Raw genomic sequence first — 17,001 nt, 5'->3', positions numbered from 1 at the left:
GTCTCATGATCGATGTCCGCCCCGTCGCCTATGTGATCGGCCTGCTGGTCGCCTTCCTTGGTGCCTGCATGTTGCTGCCTCTCGTTGTCGACCTGGCAGAGGGGCGGGGCGAATGGCCGGTCTTCCTTGAAAGCGCAATCATCACCATGCTGGCCGGTGGGCTGACGGCGCTTTCCTGCGCCAACGCGGTCAAGAAGGGGCTGACCCTGCAGCAGACATTCCTGCTGACCACGGGGGTCTGGGTTGCGCTGCCGGTTTTCGGGGCACTGCCCTTTGTCCTGGGGGCCACAGGTGTCAGCTATACCGATGCTTTCTTCGAGGCGATGTCGGGCCTGACCACCACAGGCTCCACCGTTCTGACGGACCTGGACGGGTTGCCCAAGGGGCTGTTGCTGTGGCGGGGCCTGCTGCAATGGCTGGGCGGGATCGGGATCATCGTCGTGGCGATGGTTTTTCTGCCGGAACTGCGGGTTGGTGGGATGCAGATCTTCCGGTCCGAGGCCTTTGACACGATGGGCAAGATCCTGCCACGCGCGACCCAGATTTCTGCTTCGATCTCGTCGATCTACATCTCGCTGACGCTGTTCTGCACGATAAGCTATCTGCTGTGCGGCATGAATGCCTTCGACGCGACGGTGCATGCGATGACCACAGTCTCGACCGGCGGGTTTTCCAACTACAACGCCAGTTTCGGCACCTTTTCGGGGCCTGCGGAATATGTCGCCTCGGTCTTCATGATCCTCGCCGCGCTGCCTTTCGTGCGCTACGTCCAGATGGTCGCGGGACACCGGTTCGTGCTGTTGTCCGACAGCCAGGTGGTGACCTTTCTTGCCATCATCGGGACCTTGGTGGTCGTCACCTCGATTGTCTTGCTGTCGATCTTTCCACATCATCCCGAACAGGCCGTGCGCGAGGCGCTGTTCAACATCACTTCGATCATTTCGGGCACCGGGTATGCCAGCGTCAACTACATGACCTGGGGGCCTTTTCTGATCGCCATGTTCTTTTTCATCGGGTTGATCGGGGGCTGCGCGGGGTCCACCGCCTGCTCGGTCAAGATCTTCCGCTACCAGCTGCTCTTTGCTTCTATCCGCGTGCAGCTGCGCCGCATCCGCGCGCCGCACGGGGTCTTTGTCCCGCGTTACCAGGGGCGCCCGGTCGGACCGGACGTTCTCAGCTCTGTCATGAGCTTCTTTGTCTTCTTCGTGGTGTCGCTTGGTGTTCTGTCCGTGGCGCTCAGCCTGACCGGCCTTGATTTCATCACCTCGGTGTCCGGCGCGGCCACCGCCATCGGCAACATCGGGCCGGGACTGGGCGACACAATTGGACCGGTGGGCAATTTTTCCAGCCTCAGCGACACGGCGAAATGGATACTGAGCTTTGCCATGCTGGCGGGGCGGCTTGAGATCCTGGCGGTCTTTGCACTCTTTACCATCGGCTTCTGGAGGGCATGATGACGAAACCCCTTGGCGCACAGGTCAGCCACGCTCTCAAGGCCCGCGGGGTCGAGGTGATCTTCGGCATCCCCGGTGTCCACAATATCGAAATGTATCGCGGCATCGAAGAGGCCGGGATCACCCATGTCCTGGCCCGACACGAGCAGGGCGCGGGCTTCATGGCCGACGGTTATGCGCGGGCGACCGGGCGGCCCGGGGTCTGTTACCTGATCACGGGGCCGGGGTTTCTGAATGCGATGACGGCGCTGGGACAGGCCTATTCCGACAGCGTCTCGGTGCTGGCGCTGGCCTCCTGCCTGGACGAAACCGCGGCCCGGCGGGGGCAATTGCACCAGATGTGCGACCAGCGCGCAGCGGGAGCCACGGTCTGCGACTGGTCGGAAGAGGCGTCGACGCCGGCGGCCGTCTACGCGCTGATTGACCGGGCCCTGGGCGAGTTTGCCAGCGCGCGGCCTCGGCCAAAGGCCCTGCACATGCCGATTGCGGCGCTGGAGGCGCCCGCCGATCCCGCGCCGGTACCGCCCCTGCGGCCAGAGCGCCCGCATCTGACCCATGACCAGATCTACACAGTGATCGACGCGCTGAGCGAGGCGGAGAAACCGCTGTTTGTCTTTGGCGGCGGCGCGGTCGCCGGGGCCGCTCATGTGCCGGACTTGTTGCAGCAGACCGGGGCGGCCAGCCTTGTCACCTATGCGGGCCGGGGGATCGTGCCTGCGGATCAACCTCTGTTCTTTGGCAGCTCGCTGGCGCGGCCTGAGAGTGCCGATGTCGCCGCGCAGGCGGATCTTGTGGTGGCCTTGGGGACGGAATTGTCCGAGGTCGATCTGTGGCGCGACGACCTGGGCCACAATGGGCGGATGATCCGGGTGGATCTGGATCCGGTGGTGTTGTCCGGGCTGCGGGCAGGGGACTTGGGCCTGATCGGGGATGCGGCGGCCCTGATCCGGGCAATGACCATCGCCATCCCGGCGCGCAACGATGACCGTCCGCCTTGCTGGCAGGCGGAAGAGGTGGCGGCGGCGCGGGCGCGCTGGCGGGCGCAGGTCCGCGCGGAACGGCCCGGCGTCGTGGAACTGTCAGAGGCGCTGCGGGCGGTCATGCCGGCAGAGACGATGATCTATTCCGACATGACCCAATTCGCCTATGGAGCGCTGGAAGTCTGGGACATGCCGCGGCCCGGTCACTGGCATCATCCCAGCGGCTTCGGCACTCTGGGCTATGCGCTGCCGGCCGCCATCGGTGGCGCGGTGGGCCGACCCGGGTTGCCGATCTGTGCGATCCTGGGGGATTACGGGTTGCAGTACACGCTGCCCGAACTGGGAACAGCGGTGGAACTGGGGCTGCCGCTGCCGATCCTGGTCTGGGACAACGGCGCGCTGGGGGAGATCCGCGAAAACATGGTGAGTGCCCAGATCGAACCCAACGCCGTGGTGGCGCGCAACCCGGATTTTCTTGCCCTGGCGCGGGCCTACGGGGCGGCGGCGGTAGAGCCGGCGAGCCTTGCCGGGCTGCAGCGGGCGGTGACGACGGCCTTCGAGGCGGAGGGGCCGACGCTGATCCGGATGACGCAGGCGATGCTCTGAGCGGGGTCGTTCGCGCGCAAACGGCTTGGGGACGACCGGATCTATGGGGTAGAGGGAAACATTTTGCGAAATGGCGTGCATAGCGGTGGTTCGGAGACCGCGATTTGCCCCTTCGTCGACCTCGCCGAATATGGTGCGGTTTAGGGCGTTCGAGACCCGTGTTACAAGGACGGCTTCGGGCCCTTACCTACATTCGGATTGGGAACGGACGTTCGGGCAGCAAACCGATCAAATGGTCATGTAGTAGAGGTCCTTCGGGCAAGTTGCGATTTGGTGACGGCCCGGCTTGGAGCGCCGACGAACCAGAAATTCCCGCATTGGCACACTGAAAGCAAATCAACGCCAACCAGTCCAAAACCCCATCCCTCACCGTCGCAATGCCGTGGTTAGGTGTATAGCACATCCAGTGCATCTCTCCCTCGGGTGCGTTCCATGCTTCAAAGAGTTCATAGCACTCCTTTCGCTCAAGAAAGCGGCCCGAAATCAGACACGGTGCACCACGTTTCCCAGCTGATACTTGTTTACCGAAGGTCCCACCTGAACCGGCTTTGCGAGCAATCAACTTCTGCAGTCTCTCGGCAACCGCCTGGTCCCCTTCCGACGAATAAAAATGGAAGATAAAGGCCGCATCCCAGGGTTTGTCAGCTCGTCCTACGATTTCCACTTGGTACTCCAACTGAGAACGCTGCTCACACCAGCAATTGCGCTCTCTAGAAAAACATACCGGATCCAGCGAATGGCAGCAATTCCCGCACAGCTGACAATCGTGAGGCAGCCCTCAGAAGTCTTACGACAGACATTCTATCAAGGGGTTGACCCGTCTGGCGCAACCCAAACCTTCATTGCCCAACGAAAAGGCCGGGCTGGGTGCCCGGCCTTTTGGTGATTGCAGGGCGGTGGGTCAGCCGATTTCGGCCAGCCGTGCCAGTGCTTCTTTCAGCTTGGCCTCTTCGCCTTCGCGCAGGCGCAGGTTTTCCTGGGCTTCCTCGACCACTTCCGGCGGGGCGCTTTCCGCGAACTTCGGGTTGTTCAAGCGCCCCTTTAGGCCGCCGATTTCCTTCGCCAGCTTGCCCAGCGATTTTTCCAGCCGTGCCTTTTCCTCGCCCACGTCGATGATATCGGCGAGCGGCAGGCCGAATGTGGCCTGGCCCACGGGAACGGTGACGCAGCCTGTGGGAAAGTCATCGACCGAGGTCAGCCCCTCGATCCGCGCCAGTTTCAGGATCAGCGCCTGGTTGCGGTCGCAAGCGGCCTGTTCCTCGGCCCCGATGCCCTTGACCAGCATCGGGACGTAAAGCCCGGCGGGCACATGCATCTGCGCTCGGGCCGAGCGTACTCCCTCGATCAGCGAAATCACCCAAGACATTTCCGCATCGGCCTTGGCGTCGCTGACGTCTGCGGCGCTGTAGGTCGGCCAGTCGGTGTGAACCAGCATCCCGTCACGCATGCCCAGCGTGTCCCAAAGCTCTTCGGTGATGAAGGGCATGACCGGGTGAAGCATGATCAGGCATTGATCCAGGACCCAGGCCATCGTGGCGCGGGTCTCTGCCACTACCTGCGCATCCTCGGAACCGAAGAGTGGCTTGGAAAACTCGACGTACCAGTCGCAGACCTTGCCCCAGACAAAGCTGTAGAGCGCGTTGGCGGCGTCGTTGAACCGGTAGTCGGTCAGTGCCGCGTCGACGGTTTCGCGCACGCGGGCGGTTTCCCCGATGATCCAGCGGTTCACCGTCTGCTCTGCAGTGGGGGCAAACCCCGGGTCGGCGCTGGCCTTGTGGGTGTCGAAGACCTGGTTCATCTCGGCAAAGCGGCAGGCATTCCAGAGCTTGGTGCCGAAGTTGCGGTAGCCCGCGATCCGGTCGACGCTGAGTTTCAGGACGCCACCGATCGAGGCCATCGCCGCATTGGTGAAGCGCAGCGCGTCGGCGCCGTATTCGTCCACGATTTCCAGCGGGTCGATGACGTTTCCCGTGGTCTTGGACATCTTCTTGCCCTTCTCGTCGCGGACGAGCTGGTGCAGGTAGACGGTGTGGAAGGGTTTTTCATCCACGACGGCCAGTTGCATCATGATCATCCGGGCGACCCAGAAGAACAGGATGTCAAAGCCGGTGATCAGCACCGATGTCGGGAAATAGCGACGCATTTCCTCTGTGTCCTCGGGCCAGCCCAGCGTGCCGATGGGCCAGAGACCCGAAGAGAACCAGGTGTCCAGCACGTCGGACTCGCGCCAGACCGGGTAGATCAGCTGCGTCGGGTCCTGCGTCGCCTCGTACTGGGCGAGGGCCTCGGCGAACTGGTGCACGGCGGTATTGCGGTCCTCGACCTCGATCACGCGGGCGTGGTCGAGCGGCGTGGGCAGACCGGCAAGCACGTCCTCGAACTTGGCACGGACGGCGTCGAAATCATGCGCTGCGTGGTGGCGTTCCTCGCCGATCAGCAGGCGCTGGTCGTCCAGAAGTTCGCGCATCTCGACCAGATCGAGCGCGCCGTCGTTTTCCTGATCGTAATCCTTGCCGCGCTTGGCGGACAGGTCGAGTCCATACCAGACCGGGATCTGGTGGCCCCACCAGAGCTGGCGCGAGATGCACCAGGGCTCGATGTTTTCCAGCCAGTGGTAATAGGTCTTTTCGCCGCTCTCGGGCATGATCTTGATGTCGCCGTTGCGCACGGCGTCCAGCGCCGGACCCACGACCTTTTCCGCATCCACGAACCACTGGTCGGTCAGCATCGGCTCGATGACCACCTTGGAGCGGTCACCGAAGGGCTGCATGATCGGTTTGGCCTCGACCAGCGGCACCTGGGTGACGGGCGGCTCTTCTTCGCCCTTCTTCAGCTTGGGTTTGGGGCCAAGGCGCGGGTCGTCCGAGGTGGTCATGACGGCCAGACCCTCGGCGGTGATCTCGGCGACGACCTTTTCACGCGCTTCGAAGCGGTCCAGCCCGCGCAGGTGATCTGGGACAAGGTTGATGCTGTCCGCCTCGGCCTCGGTCAGGGTGCGGTCGCCCTCGGCCACCTGCATGGCGATCTCGGCGGCGGTTGCATAATCTTCGCCGTCGGCGCGCATCTGGCCCGCCATGTCCATCAGGCGGTACATCGGGATACCGCCGCGCTTGGCGACGAGGTAGTCGTTGAAGTCATGCGCACCGGTGATCTTGACCGCGCCGGAACCGAAATCGGGATCGGGGTATTCATCGGTGATGATCGGGATCAGGCGGCGGTTTTCCTTGGGCCCCACCGGGATCTCGCAGAGCTTGCCCACGATGGAGGCATAGCGCTCATCATCCGGGTGCACGGCCACAGCGCCGTCGCCCAGCATGGTTTCGGGCCGTGTGGTGGCGATCGAGATATAGTCCCGCGTCTCGCGCAGGGTGACGTTGCCGTCCTCGTCCTTCTCGACATATTCATAGGTCACGCCACCGGCGAGCGGGTACTTGAAGTGCCACATGTGGCCCGCGACCTCGATGTTCTCGACCTCCAGGTCGGAAATCGCGGTCTCGAAATGCGGATCCCAGTTCACAAGGCGCTTGCCGCGATAGATCAGACCCTTGTCGTACATGTCGACAAAGACCTTGATGACCGCATCGTGGAAATTCGGGCTGTTCTCGTGCCCGGTCTTCGGGTCACCCGGCGCACCGGCCATGGTAAAGGCGTTGCGGTCCCAGTCGCAGGAACAGCCGAGGCGCTGCAGCTGGTTGACGATGGTGCCGCCGTACTGGCCTTTCCACTCCCAGACCTTGTCGAGGAATTCCTGCCGCGTCAGGTCGGTGCGGCGCAGGTTGCTTTCGGCCTTCAGCTTTTTCTCGACCTGCAGCTGTGTGGCAATGCCGGCATGATCCTGTCCCGGCTGCCAGAGCGTGTCAAAGCCACGCATCCTGTGCCAGCGGATCAGGATGTCCTGCAGGGTGTTGTTGAAGGCATGACCCACATGCAGCGCGCCGGTCACGTTCGGCGGCGGGATCATGATGGTAAAGCTTTCGTCGCGGCTCTTGTTGGCGCCGGCGCGGAAGGCGCCGGTGTCGAGCCACTTCTGGGTGAGGCGCGGTTCGGCCTCGGCGGCGTTGAAGCTCTTTTCCAGGGGCATGGGTCTTGTCCTCGTCCAGTGTTGGCGGTGGGTCTACGACAAGGGCGCGCCAAGGGGAAGGGGGCCGGTTTGCCGCGTGCCCGCGTCAGGCGGGCGATGGGTGTCAGCATCCCCCCAACGGACCGCGCGTCGCGCAGAAAAAAGCCCGCGATGCGGTGCATCGCGGGCTGAGGCTACGGGCACCCCAGGGAGGAGGAGAGGGGCCCCGAAACTGATTTGGGCAGCGGCGCCAGGGAGGAGGAGAGGCGCCGCTGCCATTGAAAGACCCCAGGGAGGAGGAGAGGGGCCTGACAACTTGGTCGGGTCGCGAGACCCGGAATTCTGGTGCGGCGGTGCCAGGGAGGAGGAGAGGCACCGCCGCTTATGCAAGATCCCAGGGAGGAGGAGAGGGACCCGACATGTCGTTCGGACCATGCGGCCCGGAAATCTGGTGCGGCGGCACCAGGGAGGAGGAGAGGTGCCGCCGCTTATGAAAGGTCCCAGGGAGGAGGAGAGGGACCAGACATATCTGCGGGTCGCGAGACCCAGAATTCTTGTGCGGCGGTGCCAGGGAGGAGGAGAGGCACCGCCGCATATGCAAGATCCCAGGGAGGAGGAGAGGGATCCGACATCTTGTTCGGGTCATGCGACCCTTGGATTTCGTGCGGCGACACCAGGGAGGAGGAGAGGTGCCGCCGCTCTGTCTGCGGGCCTATTGGGAGGAGGGCCCGCATATGATGTTGGGGTCATGCCCCGAAACTTTTGGGTGCCGGCTCCTAAGGGAGGAGAGCGGAGCCGGCACCAGGTCAGGAGGGACTGGGAGGAGGAGCGTCCCGCCTGAAAGACTTAGTTCTCGTTGGCAGCTTGCCACGCGATGCGCGAAATCTCGCTACGAGCCAGACCCAGATCGGCCAGGTCGCGGTTGCTCAGCGAGGCCAGCTCGGCGTAGGTCTGTTTAAAGACCCGACGGCGGGCGCGGCGTGCCTGAAAGGTTGCGACCAGCCCGGAAACGCGGGCGCCCAAACCGCTTTGGGCATTGGTGATGTTCGCCGTTGTATGTGCCATTATTTCCGTGCCTCAGTATCTGTGCGTTGCCTTGGTTGCGCTAAAGATGGGACAAATGCTGCGAGTGCACAATGGCCACGGCATCATTTCTGCTATGCAGAAAGTGCATATGAAAACTGTTCAATTCTTGGCAGTTAAGGTTGATTGCTGTGCAGCTGCGTGATCTGAGGTTGCGCTAACGCAAGGGAAGCGCCACTGAAAATGGCAAAACCACGGGGTAAGACATGTCGGAGATGAAGAACGCGGTCGAGGCGGCATTGGAGCGGGTTGATCTGCCGGACGGGGGAAACCTGATTTCCAGGGACATGATTCGTGCGTTGCGGGTCGATGACGGGGCGGTGCGCTTCGTGATCGAGGCGCCGAGCGCGGAACTGGCGCGCCGGATGGAACCGCTGCGGGCCATCGCGCAGAAGGCGGTGGAGGCGGTGCCGGGGGTGACATCGGCCAGCGTCGTGCTGAGCGCGCCGACCGAAGCAAAGTCGCCGCCACAGCTGAAGATGGGCGGGCATCCGAAACCGCAGGACAGCGTGATGAAACCGGCAGGGGTCAAGACGATCCTCGCCGTGGGCTCTGGCAAGGGCGGGGTGGGCAAGTCCACCGTCTCTGCCAACCTGGCGGTGGCGCTGGCGCGGGCGGGCAAGCGCGTGGGCCTTCTGGATGCGGATATTCACGGCCCCAGCCAGCCGCGCATGTTCGGCCTGACCGACAAGCCCGCCAGCCCGGACGGCAAGACCATCATCCCGCTGAAGGCGCATGGCGTCACCGTCATGTCGATCGGTTCGATGCTGGCCGAGGACAAGGCGGTGGTCTGGCGTGGCCCGATGCTGATGGGAGCCTTGCAGCAGATGTTGATGCAGGTGGACTGGGGCACACAGGATGTGCTGATTGTCGACCTGCCGCCGGGCACCGGGGACGTGCAATTGTCTCTGTGCCAGAAATCCGAGGTCGCGGGCGCCATCGTGGTCTCGACGCCGCAGGACGTGGCGCTGCTGGATGCGCGCAAGGCATTGGATGCCTTTGCGACCCTCAAGACCCCGGTGCTGGGACTGATCGAGAACATGGCCGTGTTCACCTGTCCGCATTGCGGCAAGGACAGCCATATCTTTGGTCACGGAGGCGTTGTGGCCGAGGCTGAAAAGATCGGAGTTCCGCTGTTGGCGCAACTGCCCATCGACTTGGAAACACGGCTGGGCGGCGACGGCGGCACGCCGGTGGCGGCGGGTGACGGGCCGATCTCGCAGGCCTATGCCGAGCTTGCGGACCGGCTGATTCAGGGTGGGATCGTCTGAACCCTGCCGGGCGCGCGCGTGGCAAATGTCGCGGGCGCGCCTGGGGCGCAGGGTTGAGTATTTTGAGAGAGAAGAAGCCAGGGCGCTGCGCCCGGTCGGGAAACGGATTTTCAAGAGGCTTCCGGGCGCGGCACATGCGAGGTCGGGGACCGAGCGGGTCGGGGCAGGGGGCGGCTTGTACAAAACGTACAAAACGTACGCGAAAATCAGCATTTTGTACAAAACGGCCCGGTCGGGGCTTTTTTCCCTGCCGCGGCCCCTCTGCAAGAGCTTGTCCGGTTCCCATGCGGGCCTTGCGGCGGCTGGGGTGGGCGGGCGTTGCCAGGGGTGGGTGGCAGGCGTGTCTTCATGCTGCTTTGCGGCATGAATGGACCTGGCCCCTGACCTTGGCAGGCTATTTGCCAAGATTTGCGCTGCGGCGCAGAAAGAGCGGCGCGCAGGTCAGGATTGCTGACGCAGTGAGGCCAAAGCGGTTTCGAATTCCCACAAATTCCGGGTGCGGTCAGGCCGCTTTTTGCAGTTGCAGGAAGAGGTCGGTGACAAGGGCGGCCGGGTCGATGTTGACGGCGCGGGCGTGGCGGGCGCGGTCCCCGGCCTCTTGCGCGACATCGGCCCAGCGGCGGCCCGCCGCGGGATCGCCTGCCAGACGGCTGAGCACCTCGCCTTCGCCGGGCAGGACCTGCGGCGGCGGGTGGCCGGTGACGCCGGTGCGGGCGAGGCGGGCGGCCAGTTGTCCCGCCAGTGTCAGCAGCAGGTCGAGCCGGTCGTCCTTGCCCTTGCCGGCGCAGGAGTCGGAGAGCGACAGAAGCCGTGCTCGGTCGAGCGCGGGCAGGCTGCCCAGCAGGCCCAGCATCTCGCGGTAAAGCGCCAGCCCGTCGTTGTTCAGGAGCCGCATGGCGGCGCCAACCGATCCCTCGGCCAGCATCGTCAGGGGTTCGACCTGGTCCGGTGGCACCTCGGCCCCGGCCTGCGCCAGCGCCGCTGCCATGTCCTCGGGGCTGAGCGGCGAGAGCCGCAGGGTGCGGCACCGCGAGCGGATCGTCGGCAAGAGCCGCGCGGGCTGGTGACTGAGCAGCAGGAGCGTGGTGCGCGCGGGCGGTTCTTCGAGCATCTTCAGGAGCGCGTTGGCGGCCTGGGTGTTAAGCTCGTCCGCGCTGTCGACGATGACGACGCGGCGCCCGCCATCGGCGGCGGAGAGGCCGAAGAAAGCGTGCAGCTTGCGGATCTCATCCACGCGGATGTAGTCGGAAAAGCGGCCCTCGCGCAGGGCCTTGTCACGTTCGCTGTCCGCAGAGCCCGCCCCGCCCCGGCGCAACAGGAACAGCCCCGGTTCCGAGAGGGCGCGCATTCGGTGGGCCACCGGGTGGTCCGGGTCGATGTGCAGCGACAAGGGCGGCGGCGGCGCGCCAAACAGCCCGTCGTCTGCTTCGGCGGGCGGGGTGGCCAGCAGGAAGCGCGCTATTTCCCAGGCGAGAGTCGCCTTGCCCAGGCCGCGCGGGCCGGTCAGCAGCCAGCCATGATGCAGGCGCCCGGAGTTATGCGCGGTCAGGAAGGCCTGTTCCGCTGCGGCCTGGCCGATCACCCGCGGCGTTTCACGCGGGTGCGGCGCGCCGTCGAGGCGGTCGGGTTCCGGCAGGTCTTCGGTGTCGCTCATGAGGAGGGGGCCAGTTCGCGGATCACGGTGGCGTGGACGTCCCGCGCGACCGTGTCCATGTCGCGGTTGCCGTCGATGACGCGAAACCGCGCCGGGGCCTCTGCCGCCAGTGCCAGAAAGCCGTCGCGCATCCGCTGTTGCAGGTCGAGGCCGAAATCCTCGAAACGCTCTTCTTCGGTGGCGCGGGATTTCGCGCGGGCCAGCCCGGCCTCGGCCGGCATGTCGATCAACAGGGTCAGGTCCGGTTCGATGCCGATCATCAGGTCATGCAGGGCATTGACCTTGGGCCGTAACCCGCCGCGGCCCTGGTACATGCGGGTGCTGTCGGCGAAACGGTCGCAGATCACCGTGCGCCCGGCCTGCAGCGACGGCAGGATCACCCGTTCCATGTGGTCGCGCCGGGCGGCGGTGAAGAGCAGCAGTTCGGTTTCCGCCGACCAGCGGTCCGGGTCGCCCTGCAGCACCAGCGCACGGATTTCCTCGGCCCCCGGGCTGCCGCCGGGTTCGCGGGTCAGGAGCGAGTCGTGCCCCTCGGCGCGCAGCGTCTCGTGCAGGGTGCGGGCCTGGGTCGACTTGCCCGAGCCGTCGATGCCCTCGAAGCTGATGAAGAGACCGGGCCAGGGCCGGGGCGGGGTGGTCACATCGCCTCCTCGGCGTCTTCGGCAAAGCGTTTGATGAGCAGGCCGCTGACGGTCATCATCCGGTCGAGAAAGCCGCCCGCGTCCACCTTGTCGGCGGCAAAGAGCGGCACGCGGGTTTCCGGCAGGCCTTCGGGCTGAATGATCAGCTCGGCGAGTTGCTGGCCCTTGGTGACGGGGGCCTGGATCGGGCCGGTATAGACCACCTCGGCCTTGATGCCGCCGGGGGTCATGGTGGGCAGGAGCAGGCGCACGTCCTTGTCCGAAACCAGGCCGACCTGTTCGGCGGAGCCCATCCAGACCTCGGCCTGGGCGATGGCGGCGCCCTTGGTCACGACGGTCTGTTCGGCGAACTGGCGGAAGGCCCAGTTGACGATGGCCTCGGATTCCTCGGCCCGGGCGCGGGGGCTGTCCAGCCCGGTGAGGGCAAAGACGACGCGCCGTTCGCCGTTCTTGGCGCTGCCGACGAGGCCGTAGCCGGCCTCCTGCGTGTGGCCGGTCTTGAGCCCGTCGGCGCCCGCGACGAGCCCCAGCAGCGGATTGCGATTGTTGACGTTCGAGGGCGCGCGGCCGTCGAACTCGAACTTGCGTTCCGAGAACATGGGGTAGAACTCGGGGAAGTCGCGGATGATGTGCGAGGCGAGCAGCGTGAGGTCGCGCATCGACATGGCATGGCCCTGGGCGGGCCAGCCGGAGGCGTTCTTGAAGGTCGAGGAGGTCATGCCCAGCTGCTGCGCGCGCTGGGTCATGAGGCGGGCGAAGCCGGCCTCGGTGCCGTCGGGGCTGAGTGCCTCGGCCAGGACGACGCAGGCATCGTTGCCCGAGAGCACGATGATGCCGCGCAACAGGTCCTCGACCCGCACCCGGTCGGTGGTGTCGAGGAACATGGTCGACCCGCCGAAGGACATGGCATGGGCCGATACGGGCAGCCGTTCGTCAAGCCGCAGGCGGCCGTCGCGGATCGCCTCGAAGGCGATGTAGAGCGTCATGAGCTTGGACATGGAGGCCGGCGGCAGCGCTTCGTCGGCCCGCTTGGTCAGGAGAACGGTCCCGGTGGTCTGGTCGATGACGAAAGCCGCCTTGGCGCGGGTGTCGAAGGCGGGGGCCTGGGTGGCAAGCGCCGTCACGAGGGCGGCGGAAACCAACAGGCTGCGGGCGAATATGGTCACGTTCGGGACTCCTGTCCTGTGCTCGATTCAGGCTCTTTCCCCGTTATCGCGTATCGCGGCGGGCGTGTCACGCCGCGCCGTGACCAAACGGGCGGCTGATCGCCGGCGGAGGGGAGTTGGCACTTGAAAAAGGGGCGAGCGCCCGCGCGCCGCCCCAGATGCTTCGTGCCTTTTCCGGTGATTGTATTACTTTCCGCGGGTCCCCGTCCTCCAGACCGGCTTGCTGTTGGAGTAAAGAACGACATTGCCATCGTTCTGGACCCGGAGGCTGGTATCCCGTTTGCCGTGCGTCTTGGATGACCAGGACGCCTTGCCGTTGGAGGCGTAGACGACCAGGTTTCCGTCCGACTGGACCGCGAAACGGTGTCCCCGACCATTTGTCCGGCTGTCCCAGATCGCCCGCCCGCCCTGATTGTAGAGGACGAGGTTGCCGTCGGTTTGAAAGACGAAGTGGTAGCCCGTGCAAGACCGCCACGAGGTGCCTTTGCCAAAGACCCGGTTCGACCCGCGTGGTTCAGCGACCAGCGTGTCTTGGGCGCCGTCGCAGGTGCGGAAATCGCGTTCCAGAAGTTCTGCCATGAACAGGCAATCCCAGCCGATATTGCGTTCCCAGGCGTGTTCGGAATCGTCGCGTTCCCAACTCCATTGCGTCATCTGCGTTGGTTTGGAGGCCGGGCATTTCTGCAGCAGCAATTGAGCGATCTCTTCGGTCGCGCCATCACGTAGGTAACGAAAGAAGGGATTCCCCGGCCGCCTGTTTGCAAGGAGGTTGGCCAACGGGCCTGCAACCGTATTCGAGCGGTCGATCTTTTGATAAAGAAGCACCGTGGCGGCTTTCAAATGCAATTCGTAGCCTTCGTTGAAAAAGGCTTCGAGCAATTGATACTCCAGCGTCAGCGTGTTGCGGTTCTTCATCATTTCGTCCGGCGGCAGGCCCATCCGGTTCCAGACCTTGGCGAACATGGCCCAGGTGATCCCCACCATGGTGCAGCGCGGGTTCGAAAGCGAGTCGTCCCGGCAGAGCCGGTAGAACGGCGCCCATTCCAGGCACCAGCCGACATCGGGCTTGTTCTTGAGCGGGTTTTCGAGCGCACAGGCGCGGTTACCCTTGATCCAACGCAGCCATTTCATGGCCGCGTCCTTGTCGCGCGTTTCGGTGAGATAAAGCAGGACACCCATCATCATGTCGCGGGAAAACGAGACGGTGTCGTTGTTCGTGTCGCCGATCCGCGTGGGCGCGCGCCACCATCGTCCGTCCGGCCCCTGCGCGGCGCGGACGCCCTCGCAGCCCTCGGGCATCCCGGCCGCACACATAAGGCCATTGAACAGGGTAAAGTCCCCGTTGTCACAATGCGGTTTCGACGCAAATCCCGATCCTGAGGGACAGACCGGCGCGTAGCTGCGCCAGACGCTCTTGCGCGACTGAATCTCGGACATCGTGGCGGCGCGAATTGGTTCGGCGGCGACGGAGGAGTGAAACGCGCAAAACATGCAGAAAATGGAAAGCAGGAAAATGGGCAATGGCACTGTCTTCGGCATGGAAAAACCCTTTCGGAACAAGGATAATATAATTCACATATCGAGATGGCCATGCGCCTTTCAAATGGCGCTTGGCGGAAAATTGGATTCGGTTCTGGATTCAGGCTACAAAAAGCATTTCAACTGTCAATAAAAACAAGGGGAGAGATCCATGATCCGGTTTGCGCTTTTGATTTCGGTGGCCTGGATGTTTGCATGGCCTGCGCCGGTTCTGGCATGGAATTGTCGGCAAGAGTGTCCGCGCCATATCTGGGAGGGGCGTCTTGAATGCCTTGCTTACCAACAGACCTGCAAGAATTACCAATACTGCATCGTGAAGACCTATCGCAGCGGTGTGACCGTCTGCAGGGATTGCGAGATCAGGGCGATCGGGGGAGAGGCCGGGCGGCAGCTTTGCAACGGTGTCTTCATCGGGTGGGATTTCGAAACCGAAGAGCCCGTGGGTGGCCTGCCGGACGAGCGCGGCGAAGGCGAAGGCTTTGAGAAGTCGATCAAGTTCGGTCGTTGCTCGGAAGAGCGGCACGCGGAGATCTGCCCGTACGTCTGGCCCTGAGTCCGGAGTGCGGGGAGGGGGCGAGCGCCCGTCCTCTTCAGTCCGTCACGGCGTAGGCGTCGGTAAAGCCGGTCTTCTTGATCTTGGCCAGCAGGGTGCCGCGTTCGTCGGCGGACAGGGCCGGGCCGACGACGACACGCCAGAAGGTCTTGCCCTTCGAGGTGAAGGACTTGATCGTCGGCACCATGCCGGCCTGGCGCATCGAGGTCGCCGTGTCCTTGGCGTTTTGCTGGACGCTGAAAATGCCGATCTGGATAAAGGGCTTGTCCAGTCTTGAGGCCTTGGGCGCCGGGGCGGGCGGCTTGGCCGAGGCGACGACGGCGGGTTTCGCCGCCGGCTTGGCCGCCGGATCGGGCAGGGCCGGGGGGGCGCCGTCTATTGCCGCAGCGGCACCGTCGATCACCGGGTCGAGCGCGCCTTCGCTGACATCTGGCGCGGCTGGCACGGCACCGGGCGCCGCGGCCAGCGGATCGCCTGCAGTGGGATCGGGCTCTGGCGCTTCTTCGCGGCGCAGGGCGACCACGTCGAGGTTGGTGGGCTGTCCGGCCAGGACACCAAGTGCGGCGGCGGCATCGGAAGAGACCTGCAGGCGCGGGCCGGGGGTTTCACGTTCCTTGCGGAACAGGGCACCGATCACGAACTTGCCGTTCTGCTGGTTGCGGATGATGACGCGTTCGGGATCCTTGGCATCGGGATGTGCGACCCAGACGCCGCCCAGCGAGGGGCGGCCATCCCAGAGCCCGGCTTCCTTGGCTTCGAAGACCTCGGGCGCCTCGACATCCCGGGCGGCACGGGGGCTGTCGGCGGTGCTGGCGCGGGCGACGACATCGCCGTCACCGGACTTGGCCTTCAGGAAGCCTGGCATCTGACCATCGGCACATCCCGAGGCCAGCAACAGCACGGCCCCCGCAGCTGAAAAACGCAGAATCCTGGAAAGATTGGAAGATTTACCGCTCATGTCTTGCCTCTTGCCCTAGTTGCGCCTGGGGCCGCTGGTGCGTTTACCCCGGACACACGCCGGGTTTTCCCGGTCGCGCACTGCCTCAAAGGGGCTCTGGCGGCCCCATTCATTCTTGAGGATACCCTGTCAAAGCCCACATTGAAAGCCTGCAAAGGGTTAGTGCGCGGATTTTCGGAGAGGTGCTTTCAGAATCGGAACGGGCGCACTATCGATGTGCGCCACGGAGGTTTGGCAGAGTGGTCGAATGCGGCGGTCTTGAAAACCGTTGGGCGTGAGAGCGTCCCGTGGGTTCGAATCCCACAGCCTCCGCCACTTGGAGGGGTTTCTCCCAAGATATTGTTATTTAAGTATATTTGATGGCGGAGAAAATTTTTACCACACTCGTTTACCACACTGGTTTACCACACATGTCGGGCTTCAAGCTTGCGTCAGAGACCATAGAGATCCCTGACGCTTATAATGGCCCTGTGTAGTTATGTGATTCGGTGAACTGAACGCTCTGAGATGCCCAGAGTTGCTGCGATGTCACGTTTGCTCATACCGCCTCTGAGAAGCTCTTGTGCCTCTGCCTTGCGGCGCTGGGCAGTGGGAGCCCGACCACGATACTTTCCAGCCTTCTTTGCCTTCTGTATGCCCTCACGCTGCCGTTCCAGCATCATTTCCCGTTCGAACTGAGCCACAGAGCCCAGGACGTTCAACATGAGCTTTCCTGTGGCTGTGGTTGTGTCCAGTCCTAGGCTGAGGACCCTCAGGCCGACATTGCGTTCTTCCAAGGCCTCTATGAGTTCGCCCAAGTGCCTTACGGACCTTGCCAGCCTGTCGAGTTTGGTCACGACGAAGACGTCACCTTCCCGGCAAAACTCAATCGCCTGGGTGAGGGCATCCCGCTTGGCAATGGAACTGGTCTGTTCCTTCCAGATCTTCTCGCAGCCGATGCCTTCGAGTTCTTTGACCTGGGGTCAGGACCCATTGATTTGGTTTGGCGTGCATGATTCACCGTTCGAAAACGAGTGGTGACCATGTCTGATCTTTT

General features: G+C 63.9%; 13 protein-coding genes, 1 tRNA gene and 1 pseudogene. 5 read left to right on the top strand and 10 right to left on the bottom strand.

The window, feature by feature from the left end; all coding sequences use genetic code 11:
- Positions 1-5: 5 nt before the first annotated feature.
- Positions 6-1,454, top strand: a complete 1,449-nt coding sequence (locus KZZ07_RS24645; RefSeq protein WP_219518868.1) for a TrkH family potassium uptake protein — start codon at positions 6-8, stop codon at positions 1,452-1,454.
- Positions 1,454-3,040 carry a thiamine pyrophosphate-binding protein gene (locus KZZ07_RS24640; RefSeq protein ID WP_219518866.1) on the top strand — a complete coding sequence of 529 codons (1,587 nt, stop codon included), beginning with the start codon at positions 1,454-1,456 and terminating at the stop codon, positions 3,038-3,040. The genes KZZ07_RS24645 and KZZ07_RS24640 overlap by 1 nt, the downstream gene beginning before the upstream one ends.
- A gap of 187 nt (positions 3,041-3,227) precedes the next feature.
- Here KZZ07_RS24640 and KZZ07_RS24635 read toward each other — a convergent pair whose 3' ends face one another.
- The 3 genes from KZZ07_RS24635 to KZZ07_RS24625 form a co-directional block, all read right to left on the bottom strand.
- Positions 3,228-3,704, bottom strand: coding sequence for a hypothetical protein (locus tag KZZ07_RS24635; protein WP_219518863.1), 477 nt, complete (start codon positions 3,702-3,704; stop codon positions 3,228-3,230).
- A 237-nt stretch (positions 3,705-3,941) separates the two neighbouring features.
- A complete protein-coding gene (locus KZZ07_RS24630) occupies positions 3,942-7,121 on the bottom strand; it encodes a valine--tRNA ligase (protein WP_219518861.1) in 3,180 nt (1,059 codons plus the stop codon).
- 825 nt (positions 7,122-7,946) lie between these two features.
- Positions 7,947-8,165 carry a DUF1127 domain-containing protein gene (locus tag KZZ07_RS24625; protein ID WP_219518855.1) on the bottom strand — a complete coding sequence of 73 codons (219 nt, stop codon included), beginning with the start codon at positions 8,163-8,165 and terminating at the stop codon, positions 7,947-7,949.
- A gap of 224 nt (positions 8,166-8,389) precedes the next feature.
- Between KZZ07_RS24625 and KZZ07_RS24620 the strand changes: the two genes are divergently transcribed.
- Positions 8,390-9,454, top strand: coding sequence for an Mrp/NBP35 family ATP-binding protein (locus tag KZZ07_RS24620; RefSeq protein ID WP_219518852.1), 1,065 nt, complete (start codon positions 8,390-8,392; stop codon positions 9,452-9,454).
- A gap of 502 nt (positions 9,455-9,956) precedes the next feature.
- Here the strand turns inward: KZZ07_RS24620 and KZZ07_RS24615 are convergent.
- The 4 genes from KZZ07_RS24615 to KZZ07_RS24600 form a co-directional block, all read right to left on the bottom strand.
- Positions 9,957-11,108, bottom strand: a complete 1,152-nt coding sequence (locus KZZ07_RS24615; RefSeq protein WP_219518846.1) for a DNA polymerase III subunit delta' — start codon at positions 11,106-11,108, stop codon at positions 9,957-9,959.
- Entirely contained in the window at positions 11,105-11,749 is a 645-nt protein-coding gene (gene tmk, locus KZZ07_RS24610) for a dTMP kinase (protein WP_219518844.1), read from the bottom strand. Before tmk ends, KZZ07_RS24615 begins: the two co-directional genes overlap by 4 nt.
- Positions 11,746-12,915: a D-alanyl-D-alanine carboxypeptidase family protein gene (locus KZZ07_RS24605; RefSeq protein WP_300443692.1), complete on the bottom strand. Its 1,170-nt coding sequence runs from the start codon at positions 12,913-12,915 to the stop codon at positions 11,746-11,748. The genes tmk and KZZ07_RS24605 overlap by 4 nt, the downstream gene beginning before the upstream one ends.
- 186 nt (positions 12,916-13,101) lie before the next feature.
- Positions 13,102-14,352 carry a hypothetical protein gene (locus KZZ07_RS24600; RefSeq protein WP_219518842.1) on the bottom strand — a complete coding sequence of 417 codons (1,251 nt, stop codon included), beginning with the start codon at positions 14,350-14,352 and terminating at the stop codon, positions 13,102-13,104.
- A 253-nt stretch (positions 14,353-14,605) separates the two neighbouring features.
- Between KZZ07_RS24600 and KZZ07_RS24595 the strand changes: the two genes are divergently transcribed.
- Positions 14,606-15,007, top strand: coding sequence for a hypothetical protein (locus tag KZZ07_RS24595; protein ID WP_219518839.1), 402 nt, complete (start codon positions 14,606-14,608; stop codon positions 15,005-15,007).
- A 37-nt stretch (positions 15,008-15,044) separates the two neighbouring features.
- Here KZZ07_RS24595 and KZZ07_RS24590 read toward each other — a convergent pair whose 3' ends face one another.
- Positions 15,045-15,965, bottom strand: a complete 921-nt coding sequence (locus tag KZZ07_RS24590; RefSeq protein WP_219518836.1) for an SPOR domain-containing protein — start codon at positions 15,963-15,965, stop codon at positions 15,045-15,047.
- Positions 15,966-16,190: 225 nt separating this feature from the next.
- Here KZZ07_RS24590 and KZZ07_RS24585 point away from each other — a divergent pair.
- Positions 16,191-16,280: transfer RNA gene (locus KZZ07_RS24585), tRNA-Ser, on the top strand.
- 161 nt (positions 16,281-16,441) lie between these two features.
- On the opposite strand, the gene KZZ07_RS28170 is transcribed toward KZZ07_RS24585, so the two are convergent.
- Together KZZ07_RS28170 and KZZ07_RS24580 are read right to left on the bottom strand one after the other, a co-directional pair.
- Positions 16,442-16,600, bottom strand: a complete 159-nt coding sequence (locus KZZ07_RS28170; protein WP_370631253.1) for a helix-turn-helix domain-containing protein — start codon at positions 16,598-16,600, stop codon at positions 16,442-16,444.
- A pseudogene (locus KZZ07_RS24580) lies at positions 16,583-16,912 on the bottom strand (recombinase family protein); the annotation flags it as partial. The gene KZZ07_RS28170 and the pseudogene KZZ07_RS24580, both read right to left, overlap by 18 nt.
- Positions 16,913-17,001 lie beyond the last annotated feature (89 nt).

It is taken from the genome of Mameliella sp. CS4 (assembly GCF_019392335.1).
Taxonomy (GTDB): domain Bacteria; phylum Pseudomonadota; class Alphaproteobacteria; order Rhodobacterales; family Rhodobacteraceae; genus Antarctobacter.
This window is presented reverse-complemented; position numbering and strand designations above follow the sequence as displayed.